The organism is Paenibacillus sp. FSL H7-0331 (genome assembly GCF_001956045.1).
Window position 1 is genome coordinate 202,352 of sequence record NZ_MRTH01000004.1, and the last position, 13,110, is coordinate 215,461.

General features: G+C 47.0%; 12 protein-coding genes. 6 read left to right on the forward strand and 6 right to left on the reverse strand.

The features are described 5' to 3' along the window. The first annotated feature begins 30 nt into the window (after positions 1 to 30). From BK127_RS07745 to BK127_RS07765, 5 genes are all read left to right on the forward strand, one after another. Entirely contained in the window at positions 31 to 987 is a 957-nt protein-coding gene (locus BK127_RS07745; RefSeq protein ID WP_083689152.1) for a carbohydrate ABC transporter permease, read from the forward strand. 49 nt (positions 988 to 1,036) lie between these two features. Continuing rightward, positions 1,037 to 1,849, forward strand: a complete 813-nt coding sequence (locus BK127_RS07750; protein ID WP_305954286.1) for a carbohydrate ABC transporter permease — start codon at positions 1,037 to 1,039, stop codon at positions 1,847 to 1,849. 129 nt (positions 1,850 to 1,978) lie between these two features. Next, positions 1,979 to 3,742 (forward strand): cache domain-containing sensor histidine kinase, encoded by a 1,764-nt coding sequence (locus BK127_RS07755; protein WP_179097417.1) that lies wholly within the window; start codon positions 1,979 to 1,981, stop codon positions 3,740 to 3,742. Then, the gene (locus BK127_RS07760; protein WP_076229448.1) at positions 3,735 to 4,529 is read left to right on the forward strand and encodes a response regulator transcription factor; all 795 of its coding nucleotides are present in this window, start codon (positions 3,735 to 3,737) and stop codon (positions 4,527 to 4,529) included. Before BK127_RS07755 ends, BK127_RS07760 begins: the two co-directional genes overlap by 8 nt. Next, a complete protein-coding gene (locus tag BK127_RS07765) occupies positions 4,516 to 5,811 on the forward strand; it encodes an ABC transporter substrate-binding protein (protein ID WP_076229449.1) in 1,296 nt (431 codons plus the stop codon). Before BK127_RS07760 ends, BK127_RS07765 begins: the two co-directional genes overlap by 14 nt. 90 nt (positions 5,812 to 5,901) lie before the next feature. Here BK127_RS07765 and BK127_RS44695 read toward each other — a convergent pair whose 3' ends face one another. From BK127_RS44695 to BK127_RS07790, 6 genes are all read right to left on the reverse strand, one after another. Then, positions 5,902 to 6,024: a universal stress protein gene (locus BK127_RS44695; RefSeq protein ID WP_256711219.1), complete on the reverse strand. Its 123-nt coding sequence runs from the start codon at positions 6,022 to 6,024 to the stop codon at positions 5,902 to 5,904. Positions 6,025 to 6,037: 13 nt separating this feature from the next. After that, positions 6,038 to 6,322 carry a universal stress protein gene (locus BK127_RS07770; protein WP_256711220.1) on the reverse strand — a complete coding sequence of 95 codons (285 nt, stop codon included), beginning with the start codon at positions 6,320 to 6,322 and terminating at the stop codon, positions 6,038 to 6,040. A gap of 144 nt (positions 6,323 to 6,466) precedes the next feature. Then, entirely contained in the window at positions 6,467 to 7,780 is a 1,314-nt protein-coding gene (locus BK127_RS07775) for a dicarboxylate/amino acid:cation symporter (protein ID WP_076229450.1), read from the reverse strand. Positions 7,781 to 7,808: 28 nt separating this feature from the next. Further along, complete coding sequence (locus tag BK127_RS07780) at positions 7,809 to 9,257, reverse strand: NAD-dependent malic enzyme (protein WP_076229451.1); 1,449 nt, start codon at positions 9,255 to 9,257, stop codon at positions 7,809 to 7,811. A 167-nt stretch (positions 9,258 to 9,424) separates the two neighbouring features. After that, the gene (locus BK127_RS07785) at positions 9,425 to 10,153 is read right to left on the reverse strand and encodes a response regulator (RefSeq protein WP_076229452.1); all 729 of its coding nucleotides are present in this window, start codon (positions 10,151 to 10,153) and stop codon (positions 9,425 to 9,427) included. Positions 10,154 to 10,196: 43 nt separating this feature from the next. After that, positions 10,197 to 11,813: an ATP-binding protein gene (locus BK127_RS07790; RefSeq protein WP_076229453.1), complete on the reverse strand. Its 1,617-nt coding sequence runs from the start codon at positions 11,811 to 11,813 to the stop codon at positions 10,197 to 10,199. 172 nt (positions 11,814 to 11,985) lie between these two features. On the opposite strand from BK127_RS07790, the gene BK127_RS07795 reads away from it, so the two are divergent. Further along, the gene (locus BK127_RS07795; RefSeq protein WP_076229454.1) at positions 11,986 to 13,044 is read left to right on the forward strand and encodes a DctP family TRAP transporter solute-binding subunit; all 1,059 of its coding nucleotides are present in this window, start codon (positions 11,986 to 11,988) and stop codon (positions 13,042 to 13,044) included. The last annotated feature ends 66 nt before the right edge of the window (positions 13,045 to 13,110 follow it).

The window sequence follows — 13,110 nt, forward strand, 5'->3', positions numbered from 1 at the left end:
GTAACACACCAGAAGAGAAAGGAGCTTCCCATGAACAGCAGTAATCCTACAGCGACTTCTGCTCCGACAGGGAGCGGCACGACTTCGACCGAGCAGATCCGCAGACAGAACAAGCTTCGAACCAACCTGTTTTTACTAAGGTTTATCGGCCCGACGCTGCTTATTTATCTGGTCTACGTAATCTATCCTATCTTTGCGACGTTTTATTACAGTCTATTTAACTGGAACGGCATTCAGGCTGAAAAAACGTTTATAGCTCTCCATAATTACAGTACATTGTTGTCGGATAAAGTATTTTGGATGACGATTTCTAATAATATGCTGCTGGTTATCGCTTCTGTGGTAACGCAGATTCCACTTGGGCTCATCATGGCGCTCATTTTATTTGCCCCACTTCGAGGCATGCGTATATTTCGTACCGTATACTTCCTGCCGCTGCTCATGTCTACCGTGGCAGTCGGAATTTTGTGGACATTCATCTATGATCCGATGTTCGGTATTGTCAACAAGCTGCTGGAGGTTATCGGGCTTAGCTCGTGGCAAAATGGCTGGCTGGGCGACCCGAAGACTGCTTTTATTGCGGTAATCGTGACGATTTGTTGGCAATATACGCCGTTTTATATGATCTTATTTCGTGCAGCGATTTCGGGAATTCCCGATGAAATTTACGAAGCAGCAGAAATCGATGGATGCAGCGGTTGGAAAAAGTTTTGGAGCATTACGCTTCCCTTGATTAAACCGACAATTATCACATCCTCGGTGTTATCTGTAATTGGATCGTTAAAATATTTCGACCTGATTTTTGTTATGACTGCGGGCGGCCCTTCCAGTAGTACGGAGCTCATGGCAACTTATATGTACAAGCAGGCCTTTTCCAAATTTAACATGGGTTATGCCAGTTCCATTTCGTTTACGATGTTCGCCATCGCATTTGTGGTTGCACTCATCATCCTGGCGGCCGACAGATCCCGCGATAAGACAGCCTGATAATCGGGGACAATACAGCATAAAGAAGGGGATGATCACAATGCTTTCCATGATAAAGCGTGCAGGGCTTTATCTTATTGCACTCGTATTACTGGTCTTTACCGGATATCCGTTTGTATACATGATAGCGACCTCATTGAAAACACAGACTTATTTTTTTCAGAATCCCGCGTCCTTATGGACCAACTTTGTGCTTGAAAACTATGGACTTGTTTTTAAACTGGGGATCGACCGTTATTTTGTGAACAGCCTGATGATTTCGATTTTTTGCGTAGCCGCCGTTATTCTGTTGTCAGCGATGGTCAGCTTTCCACTCTCTCGTATGAGATTCAAGCTCAACCGTCCGATTTATTATTTGTTTCTTGCTGGCATGATGATCCCGGTTCACACAACGCTAATTCCGGTGTATATTCTTACCAAAGAAATCGGCTTGTACGATTCGTTATGGGCGCTGGCAGGTCCCTATATCTCCTTTAGTCTACCGATCTCCATTATCATCCTGGCACAGTTTATTCGGGAGATTCCCCGAGAGCTCGATGAAGCGGCCATTATGGATGGAACGACCCAGCCCCAATTATTTTGGAAAATCATTCTCCCGTTGCTGTCTCCGGCTCTGGCAACGATAGGAATTTATAATTTTATTCATATATGGAATGAGTTCGTGTTCGGTCTGATTCTTATAACAACACCGGCCAAGATGACGCTGCCGCTTGGACTACGCGCCTTTTACGGTGAATTTTCGGTCAATATTCCGGGAATTATGGCTGCACTCACACTCGGCTCCTTGCCGCTGCTGATCGCTTATTTTGTTGCTCAGGAAAAGGTAGTCAAAGGGTTATCCGCCGGCGCCGTAAAGGGCTGATCCTGCGAGAAACAAACCTGTTAAATTCAATATGTTGCATGCGGACCATCCCTATAGTGTAATATAGGAAATGGTTCTTTGTGTTTAAAGGATGTGTTGGACATGTACAGGATGATAGCAAATCTTCAATTGAACAGGACCCGAGTGCAAATTTTACTTGGCTTCCTGCTGGTTATGGTCGTCGTGCTTTCCGTTGCAGGGGGGCTTGTATATCGCTCCATATCGGATCTGCTGATCCGTAATGCCGAATCCTATGTGGGGGAAACGGCGAAGCAAGCGAGTGCACGGCTTGATGCAGTTCTGGCTCAGGTCGATTCGCTTAGCCTGCAGCTGGTGACGGATGCCCGAATCCAGCAGCTATTATATAAAGCGAAGACAGGAGAGGTGCTCACGATCGATCAGAAGTTGTCGGTCCGCCCGATTTTGAATAATTTGATGGCTTTATCGTGGCTGATTCAAGGCATTGAGCTGTATGCAGGGGATGAACCCTTATATCCGCTGGAAAACCAAAATATTTCGGAACGGATCGGATTGGAAACGGCTACTTTCGCAAATATCAAAGAAGGCCAATTGATATGGGCGGAAATGCAGCGCAAGGAAAGCGGGCATCTTTTTGCCGTGAGACAGATCCGCCTGGAGGATGATTACTTGGGAAGGGGAGGTTACGCAGTATTCCGGGTTACGGATTCGCTGCTTGACTTTTTCAATACGGAATTTCCTACAGTCAAGGGAAGCACGATGCATTTGTTCGATCGGCATGCACAGCTTGTGGCCTCAAGTGCCCCTTCACTGTTGGATTCGGTCGATCCGGCGATTCTGACAAGCACGGCTGCGCAAGGAGCGCATTCGATTATTCAAATACAAGGTACGGACTATTTGAAAATCGTTCGTCAATCAACAGAGACCAACTGGTCTATTCTGATGCTCGTACCACTTGATACGATAACCGAAGGCCTTTTGGTTTTAAAGCAGGCTTTACTGTGGGCGCTTGTTATCGGTGCGGTACTGTGTCTCCTGCTTCTGTGGATTCTGTCCAGCATCATAACGAAGCCGATCCGCAGGCTCAGAAATAAAATGCGTATCCCTGTATTTGCTCTGCCGCAGCAAAATGACGAGGTCTATTTTAACTTTGAAATGAATGAGCTTAACATCTCGTACAACAATCTGGTCAGAGAGCTGCATCAGCTTGTGCAAACGGTTTACGAAAAGGAACGTCTGAACAATCAGGCAGAAATCAAAATGCTGCAGGCCCAAATTCATCCGCATTTTTTGTTTAATACGCTGGAATCGTTATACTGGACGTTGATAGAGAAGCAGGAGGAAGAAGGGGCTCAAACCGTTATTGCCTTATCCAAGCTGTTCCGATATACCATTAATGCAGGAAGCAATGATGATTGGGTTAGCCTCAATGCCGAAATCGAACATTGCCAACGCTACATGGAAATTATGAAATACCGGATAGGTCACCGCCTGCATTGGCAATTCCATATCGATCCGCTTCCCTACGATATCAAGCTGCCCAAGCTGTTGATACAACCACTCGTTGAAAACGCTATCCAGCATGGTATTGAACCAAAGGTTGGTGCATCCTCCCTACTGGTATCAATCCGAAATGTGGAAAGGGACGGTAAGTCTTTGTTAGGCATTCAGGTAAAGGATGATGGAGTTGGCATGGACACAGAAACTCTTGCAGCCTTGACCCAAAAGTTGGAGGTCCATAATCAGCCAGACCCCCACTCATCGTCCTCTTCCTCAGGTATGGGCTTGTTAAACGTACAACGACGAATCAAGCTGTATTATGGTCAAGAATACGGAATTCAATTTCAAAGCAGTCCCGATCGAGGTACAATCTTAGATCTTTATCTTCCCTATGGAGTTGAGCGCAATGTCTGAATATCCTTGCATTCTCATTGCTGAGGACGAGCTGCCTACCCGAAATGGTGTATTAAAAGCATTACAAACCTGGTCACAAGGAAAAGTGAATTTACACACAGTGGAAAACGGTCTGGAGGCTTTTCAATACCGAAGAATTCATCCCGTGGATTTACTGATTACGGATATACGGATGCCGGGTCTTAATGGTATTCAACTGCTCGAAAGACTCAAAAAGGAGGGACTGGAGACGACGTCCATACTGCTAACCGGTTATGCGGAGTTTGAGTATGCCCGCAAAGCAATGGCACTGGGAGCCGTGAACTACATCCTGAAGCCCGTTGAATACCAAAGCCTGATTGCAGCGGTGGAAGAAGCATTTGAAACCAGAAAGCTGTGGAAACAATCGCATACGGATTCTGCACTTGCCATGCCGCAGGTGCACAATGATTCAATCCGCAAAGCGTTAATCTTTATTTCTTCCGAGCTGTCGAATCCTTCTCTGGGTATCCGGGACGTTGCCGAGCATATTCATTTGAATTCGAGCTATGTATCCGTACTTTTCAAAGAAGAAACCGGACAAACCTTCAGCGACTACCTCACCAGTCAGAGGCTAGCGAAGGCTAAAGAGCTTCTGCTTGGGACGGATATGAGAATATACGAAATTGCCGAGCGTACAGGATTCAGTTCGTCCAAATACTTTGTGAAAGTATTCCGTGAAGCGGAGGCCTTGACTCCGAAGGAATATCGCAACGACAGAAAAAAAATTCAAGAGAAGAGCGGGAGCGACCGTGATGAGAACGCGTAAGCCTAAGTTATTGGTACTAGCCGTACTACTGGTCTCCTTGCTGCTGACCATCATGAGCAAAGGCTGTCTTTCGTCTGCGTCCCAGACACCTCAAGCTGAGTTTCCCGCTCCTACAGTACCCGTTAAAATTACGTTTTGGAACCAGGAAACCAATGACCTGCGGCAGAAAGTTGTCAAGGAAAGCATTCAGAGCTTTAATCAGACACATCCTCATATTCAGATCGTACCGTATTTTTACGAGGGGGAAACCTATAAAGCCAAGCTTAGAGTGGCAGCCATTTCAGGGAAAATGCCGGATTTGTTTTATTATTGGACAGGGGAATCCTTTAAGTATATGGTCGACTCCCAGATTGTCGCCGATTTAACTGACTTGATACAGGAGAAGCCCGCGTATAAGAAGCAATTTTATCCGGAAGCGCTGCAGAATTCCAGTTATTATGAAAGGCTTTACGGGCTTCCTCACACTACCAGTCACGTCATGTTTTGGTATAACAAGCGCCTGTTTGCCCAATTCGGGATCACGCCTCCGGAAACGTGGGATGAGCTGATACTCGCTGCCGAGAATCTGTTAAGTAAAGGGATTTCGCCATTTAGCGTCTCCGGTAAGGAAAGGTGGCCCCTGCTTAATTGGTACGCTTATCTGTCCAACAGGCTGGGAGGAACTACTTCCTATCAGCACACGATTAAGGGTACGGGAGATTTTACCGACCCCAGCTTTATTGAAGCAGCCCTGCTATTTCGAGAATTGGTGAAGAAAAAAATGTTTGAACCGGGTTTTCTGGGGGTGGATAGGAAGACGGCGGAGAACATGCTTTTGAACGGCGAAACGGCGATGTATTTGCAAGGTGATTGGGCTGCCGAAGAGATGCTGAGCAACCCTGATATCGGTTATTTTCGCTTTCCGACGGTTCACGGTAAAGGTGATCGTACTGTTTATTATGGCGGCTCCTCCGGCTGGGCGATTTCCAAAAACAGTAATCAACAAGCTGCCTTTGAGGTACTCTCCTATATGCTGAGTATGGAGGAAAGGAAGAAGTTCGTCGAGGCCAGCGGCCAACTCTCTACACTTAAAGAGCTGCCGCTTTCGCCTAGCCATATGAAGCCCTCGATCTATGATTATGTCCAATTTATCCAAAAAGATCCGAGTAATTATTTTGGCTATTATGATCAGGAAATTGATCCCCGCAGGTCCGAATTGCTGTTGGATGCGGTGGTTACTATGGCCGGTGCGCAAACCATGTCGCGAAAAGAGATAGAAGATTTATTAAAACAAATTCGATAACACCGATCAATTGCCAAAGTAAAGCGAACCATAAGAGGATTTACATCTCGTTCAAAGCAATAAGTAAAAAGAAGCACCTCGCGGTGCTTCTTATTTAACAACTAATACTGGAATTTTGGCATGCTGCACGACATTGTGACTCACGCTGCCCAGAATAAACTCACTAATCGCATTAAGGCCTCTGCTGCCGATAACAATCAGATCAGCATTCACTTCTTCGGCATATTCAAGAATGGTTTGGGCTGGACTGCCTTGCCGATTCAATATGCGTATTATCGGGGTTTAGCAGCAATTGTTGAATTTGGGTCGTGATTTGTTCAGAGTAATCGCTATTGATTTCCACGGGTGGAATGTAAACCGCTTCACCTACAACATATTTGGGAATATTGATGACATGTATGATTTCTAGGTGGGAAAAATGATTAAGCTTGGCCAGCTTTATCGCGGAATCCAGTGCTTTTTCGGAAATTTCAGAGCCGTCATAGGCAACAACAATTTTTGAATAGATCATCGAAATCACTCCTTATGTAGTTGATTTGTATATCTTACCATGTTGACATGTAAGCAGGTATGATAAATATCACAGAGAAATAAAAAGAGCTTTCCACATGGAAGCTCTCTACTTACAGGTATCAGCTCAGTTAGTTTCATACATTTAATTAAGATGAGAAAGAGGCTCCGTTTTTATTCCCATTGAAGTTGTTTGATCTGTGGATAGAGAAGGGGCTGCTGCTTGCGGACTTGTAAACTGATTCTCGCTTTTGGCAATAACGACCGTTGCTACACTATTACCGATCAGATTCGTGATTGCACGGGCCTCAGACATGAAGCGGTCAACGCCGAGCAGCAGAGCCATACCTTCGATTGGAATCACATTACCCGGTACAGCGGCCAAAGTAGCGGCCAAAGTAATGAAGCCTGATCCGGTAACACCTGCTGCGCCTTTGGAGGTCAGCATCAGGACGCCAAGCACGGTTAAAATTTGAACCCAGGTTAATTCGATTCCATAAGCCTGAGCGATAAACAATGCAGCCATAGACAGATAAATCGATGTTCCATCCAGATTGAAAGAGTAGCCGGTAGGAACAACAAGACCTACTACCGATTTGGAGCAGCCATATTGCTCCAGACGCTGCATCAAACGCGGGAGTGCTGATTCGGAAGAGGAAGTACCAAGTACGAGCAAAATTTCCTCTTTAATAAATTTTAATAAATTGAATAAGCTAAAGCCATAAATTCGTGCAATCGTTCCTAGAACGACTACGATAAACAGAAACATGGTGATGTAAACCGAACCCATCATTTTGCCTAACGAGAACAAGGAACCGAGACCGAATTTACCGATTGTATAAGCCATAGCGCCACCAGCAGCAATAGGGGAGAAGCGCATGATCAAGCTGACAAGCCGGAAAAAGATTTCATTCATTTTTTCAAAAAATACAGTTACCGGCTTCGCTTTCTCGCCTAATCCGGCCATGGACAACCCGAACAGAACCGCGAAGAACAAGACAGGAAGCATCTCACCTCTAGCTAATGCACCAACTGCGCTGTCCGGAATGACACTAACGAGAAAATCCATAAACCCATGCGGAGTTTCTGCAGCCTGCTTCGTATACTTGGCGACTTCTGCAGCGCTTTTACCGACTTTACTAATATCCATCCCTGATCCTGGGCTGACCATATACATCACTGCGATGCCGATGGCCATTGCGAAGGTTGTAATAATCTCAAAGTAAAGTAATGCCTTGCCTCCAATGCGGCCTATTTTCTTCATATCGCCCATATTGGCGAAGCCGATGACAATCGTGAAGAATACGATGGGGGCAATGACCATTTTTATCATTTTGACAAAAATATCTCCAAGCACCTTCAATTCGACGCCTGTGGCGGGGAAAAATTGCCCGATTAGTATACCAATTACGATGGCACATAAGACCTGGACCGTAAGGTTTTTAAAATTAATTCGCATGGAATTACGCCTCTTTTCTCTAAAAGGGTTATTGGTAAGGTTTTGCTGTTGTTGTTGAAGAGTCAGGACGGACCGTTTTGCGGGCTACACCGCTTTCATATGCGGCTTGAATGACGGCATCACGAACGCGTTCGACGACGGTATGATTGAATACACTTGGAATGATGTAATATTCGTTCAATTCCTCGTCCGTGACGACCGAGGCAATCGCTTTCGCAGCAGCAAGCTTCATTTCCTCCGTAACCCGGGAAGCCCGACAGTCCAGTACTCCACGGAATATACCAGGAAAGCACAGCACGTTATTGATTTGATTCGGATAGTCGGAGCGACCGGTTGCCATAATTCTGACGTAAGGCTCTGCCTCCTCCGGTAAAATTTCCGGTGTTGGATTCGCCATCGCGAAGATGATGGGATCAGCTGCCATGCGCTGTATATCCTCGACCTTGAGAACCCCTGGCCCGGATACGCCGATGAATACATCCGCACCGCGAATTACTTCTGACAGTGAGCCGCTAAGCCTTTCGGGGTTCGTATGCTCTGCATACCACTGCCACGCTTCATTCTCGTAAACCTCGCCCTTGACAATAGCTCCGGCACGATCTACACCGATCAGATTGCGAACACCGGCGGCCAGCAGCATTTTGGAGCAGGCGGTTCCAGCAGCGCCGATACCGCAGATGACAACCTTGCAATCCTCCAGCCGTTTGCCTATCAGCTTGACGGCATTGAGCAGTCCTGCCAACAGAACGACTGCGGTGCCATGCTGATCGTCGTGAAATACGGGAATGTCGAGCTCCTCAATAAGTCGACGCTCGATTTCAAAACAGCGCGGGGATGAGATATCCTCTAAATTAATGCCACCAAACGATGGTGCAATCGCTTTCACGATCTGGATAATTTCTTCCGTGTCTTGAGTATCCAGACAGATAGGGAACGCGTCGACGCCGGCAAATTGTTTGAACAGCACGGCTTTACCTTCCATAACCGGCATCGCTGCTTCGGGTCCGATGTTGCCCAAGCCGAGCACTGCAGATCCGTCAGATACGACCGCGATCATATTGCGCTTGATCGTCAGAGAATGGGCGCGGGATTTTTTCTCGTGTATGGCCATACAAATTTTGGCTACACCAGGCGTGTAGACCCGGGACAAATCATCGCGGTTTTTAATCGGTGTCTTCGGAGTCATTTCGATCTTGCCACCGATGTGCAGCAGAAAGGTTTGATCGGATACATGAACAACTTTAACGCCTGTAACGGCGCCAACCGCTTGCACGATGAGCTCTGTATGTTTGTGATCGTACACATTGACGGTAATATCACGAATGGTCGTTGTTTTATCCGAGCGATTGACGTCGATGGCGATAATATCGCCTCCAGCATCGCTGATAGCTGTTGCAATCTGGCCGAAAGACGTTGTTTCCTTATTCATTTCCAGCCGTAAAATAATGCTTGTGGTTGCTCCTGAAGGTATAGACATTAGATTCGATCACATCCTCTGTTGTTGTTGTGGCTTTATGATATCGCTTACAAAATGTTTTGTGAATCATTTGACCATATTGGTGGTTTTGGTCTTTTTGGTCACGAAAAAGAGCAGCGGATGGGCATCCTGCTGCTCTTCGTCTAACGGTTTATGGATCGGAGGGCTTAACGCTTCAAACCGGATAAAATATATTTGTTGACCGGACGGCCGAGTCCATACTGAAGATCAAGATGAACCTTGCCGCTCTTTTCCAAATATTCGAGATATCGTCGAGCAGTAACCCGGGCGATACCTACACCTTCAGCGACTTCTTCAGCGGACAAGGGCCGAGACCGTTCATTCAAAAATAGAACAATCTGGCGCAGCGTAACAGCTTGCAGTCCCTTCGGAAGCAGAGCGGAGGTGGCGTCTTGGTGCTGTACAGGGTCACTGGCCGTACTACCTCGTCTATAGGTTCCGAACAGCAGCCGATCGAGCTCACTCTGAGATACGGTCGTTTCGGCCTCGAATTGTTCCTTCATCACGCGGTAATGCTCCAACGCTTGCTTGACCCTATCAAATTTAAACGGTTTGATGATGTAGTCCACAGCTCCATTTTGCAGCATGCGTTGAATCGTCCGCTGATCGTTGGCCGCGCTGATGACAATGACGTCTACGGACAGCTGCTCCTTGCGAATTTGCGCCAGTGTCTCGATGCCATCCTGCAGAGGCATGAAAATATCAAGGATCACAAGGTCCGGCTGCAGCGCACGAAGCTGTTCAATCCCTTCCAATCCTGAGCCTGCAACACCTGTAACCCGGAAACCATCGACTCGTTCCACAAACTGCCGATTGACCTCCTGCACCATCAGGTCGTCCTCAATAAGCAGCACCTTCATGATCCTTTGACTCATCGTGTATGACGCCTCCTTTACTTATTTGGCTTGTAAGCACTTCCTAGTTAACGCCTGGCACGGTGGTTTCCTGAGACAATCGCATAGGAAAAGAGATAAAGATCGAGGTGCCCTCAGCCGGTTTTGAGTCGACTACGATGCTGCCGTCCCCTTTACGAACGATGCTTGCAATTAAATAAAGGCCGATTCCTCTGCCGCCCGACCCTTTGGTCGTAAAGCCCTGTTCAAAAATCTTCTCCTGAATAGCGCTATCGATGCCGCAGCCGTTATCCTCAACTAAAATCGACAGCACCTCTTCATCCTGCTCAATACTGAGGAAAATCCGTTTGTCCGCTCGGATGCCTCCCAGCGCATCAAAGGCGTTTTCTACCAAATTGCCGATCAGGATCACGAAATCATGATCATCGATTCGTTCCGGCAAATGCTCCAGATGGCTCTGCCGATCTATTTCAAGCGTAATGCCCAGCTCTTTACCGCGGCTGATTTTGCCTAGCAGCAAGCCTGTCAAGCTATCGTTCTTGATCCGCTGAGTCAAATATTGAGTCAGTTCGACCTGCTGCTCTGTAATCTCGAAAATATAATCCAAGGCTCTATCCGTACTGCCAAGCTGGATTAAACCACCTATGGTGTGCAGCTTATTCATGTATTCGTGATTTTGGACACGCAGCGCATCGACAAAAGTCCGGACGCCTGTCAACTCCTCCGCCATCTGCGCAACCTCGGTCCGATCTCGGAATATGGCAACTGCTCCGACGGTTTGTCCTTTGACCGTAATGGGGACACGGTTGCTCATAATGACTGCATGACCGATCTGAAGTTCTTTATTATATATAGGCTGATTCAGCACCAGAATTTCCGGAAGTCTTGTGTCGGGGACGACCTCGCGGATCATCCGTCCGATAACTTCGCCTTGAATGTTCAGCATTTGTTTGGCCGGATCATTGCAAATGGTAATGCGTTCATGTTTATCGATAGCAATAACCCCTTCATGCATGGCGTGAAAGGTTGCGGTTCGTTCGGTTAAAAGCTGAGCGATTTCATGAGGCTCCAGCTCGAACATTTGCTTTTTGATATGCTGCGCCAGCAGCCAGGAGCCCCAAATACCAAACACCAGAGAGATGAGCAGAATCAGATAAGCCTGACCGCTCAGCTCCAGCAGCACCTGACCCACACTGGGCAGCAGCTGTCCGACGAGCACAACGCCGACCTGTGTATGCTCATCGGCATTCATAACCGGCACGAATGCCCTCAGCGCGGTGCCCAGCTCTCCTTTGGCTCTCGCTATGTACGTATGCTCGGCAAAGGCAGGTCCTTCATCGGTGCCTCTGGAATAGGTCCCGATATTGCTCTCAACCGGATGCGTCAGCCGCATTCGGTTCATGTCCATCACCACGATGTAGGTCACATCGTTAATGATCCGGATCCGCTCGGCCGCTGCCTGCATCGACGTATCCTTCTGTTGGGGAGTCGATAGACTGCCCGCTACCTCGGGCATTTGCGCGACGGTACGGGCTGTGACGAGCAGGCGCCGTCCGAGCTCGTCTTCTTTAAGACTGATGATCGAGCCAACGAGAATGGTCCCGCCGATCAGCAGGGAGAAGACCACGATGCCGAACGAAAGAAAGGCGATTTTCCAGTTAATTTTCAAACGCTGCAGCATCGTCCGGCACCCCTACAATTTCGTATCAACTACCCCCATACAATAAATGTTTTTAAACGCTATAGCAAGAATAATGCTGGATGATCTCTTGTACATAACGAATGATTTGATTTTTGTATACCAATGAATACAATAGAGAGGAAGACAAGCAGCCCGGAAAGCAGGTACAGGCATGAGATCGGTAACAGGAATCGTAGTTATTGTTGTATTGGGCCTGACGGCTGCATGGCTGATCGGTTTTTACCCGACCTTATTTGCGGGGCCTTCTGTCTATGATGACGAGCAGGTCGGATTTGACCGGCAGATCGTGATTAAATTCAGTCATGTCGTAGCGGAGAATACGCCTAAAGGACTGGCTGCGCAGGAGTTTGCCCGGCTGGTCAAAGAAAAGACGCATAATCGGGTCAAGATCGAAGTATACCCGAATAGCGTCTTATATACGGAGATTGATGAGATTAAAGCTTTACAGGAGGGTCATGTCCAAATGATCGCACCGTCCTTCCCGAATTTATCCGTGCTTCAGCCCGGATGGATGGCGCTTGATTTGCCCTATGCTTTTATGACCCATGAAGCCGTGCAAGAAGCTTTTAACGGTAAAATTGGACGTGTGCTATTCGACCAGCTAGAGCAGGTTAATATGGTTGGTATGGCCTATTGGGATAATGGTTTTAAGCAGATTACGAGCAATCAGGGACCTCTTGTGCATCCATCCGATTTTAAAGGACTGCATTTCCGAACGATGCGAAGCAAATTGCTCGATGCCGAATTTCGTCTGTTTGATGTCAAAACAACCCAAATGCCGTTTAACGACGTCTACAAAGCGATGGAAAATGGAACTATAGACGGGGGAGAAAACTCAATTTCCAATATATATTCCAAGCGATTTTTCCAGGTTCAGCAGTACATGACGATAAGTGACCATGGCTACCTTGGCTACGCTGTATTGATGAATAAATCCTTCTGGCACAAGCTATCGCCCGATCTGCAAGCGGCGCTTCGCGAGGCCATGACGGAAGCGACATTATGGGGAAATAAAATGGCTTATCAACTCAATGAAAAGCAGCTTGAGGATATAAGGAAAGAATCGAATATCCAGATTTATACACTGAATCCTACGGAACGGACTGAATGGAGGCACGCCTGGGAACCGATCTATTCACAATATGAAGCTGTAATAGGACGGGAATTAATTGATGAAATTCGACGTCTTCAGCAGAAGTACGGTCCATAGGGGGACAGTATGTCAGTGCTCTAGCAAACCCCAAAATAGCAATCCATAAGAAATAAGATCCCGTTT

What these genes read in the sequence shown, in the direction of transcription:
- BK127_RS07790 (WP_076229453.1), bottom strand. Translation starts at nt 11,813, where the DNA reads ATGCTGCAGCGTTTGAAAATTAACTGGAAAATCGCCTTTCTTTCGTTC.
- BK127_RS07765 (WP_076229449.1), top strand. Translation starts at nt 4,516, where the DNA reads ATGAGAACGCGTAAGCCTAAGTTATTGGTACTAGCCGTACTACTGGTC.
- BK127_RS07760 (WP_076229448.1), top strand. Translation starts at nt 3,735, where the DNA reads ATGTCTGAATATCCTTGCATTCTCATTGCTGAGGACGAGCTGCCTACC.
- BK127_RS07745 (WP_083689152.1), top strand. Translation starts at nt 31, where the DNA reads ATGAACAGCAGTAATCCTACAGCGACTTCTGCTCCGACAGGGAGCGGC.
- BK127_RS07750 (WP_305954286.1), top strand. Translation starts at nt 1,037, where the DNA reads ATGATAAAGCGTGCAGGGCTTTATCTTATTGCACTCGTATTACTGGTC.
- BK127_RS07795 (WP_076229454.1), top strand. Translation starts at nt 11,986, where the DNA reads ATGAGATCGGTAACAGGAATCGTAGTTATTGTTGTATTGGGCCTGACG.
- BK127_RS07780 (WP_076229451.1), bottom strand. Translation starts at nt 9,257, where the DNA reads ATGTCTATACCTTCAGGAGCAACCACAAGCATTATTTTACGGCTGGAA.
- BK127_RS07775 (WP_076229450.1), bottom strand. Translation starts at nt 7,780, where the DNA reads ATGCGAATTAATTTTAAAAACCTTACGGTCCAGGTCTTATGTGCCATC.
- BK127_RS07785 (WP_076229452.1), bottom strand. Translation starts at nt 10,153, where the DNA reads ATGAGTCAAAGGATCATGAAGGTGCTGCTTATTGAGGACGACCTGATG.
- BK127_RS07770 (WP_256711220.1), bottom strand. Translation starts at nt 6,322, where the DNA reads ATGATCTATTCAAAAATTGTTGTTGCCTATGACGGCTCTGAAATTTCC.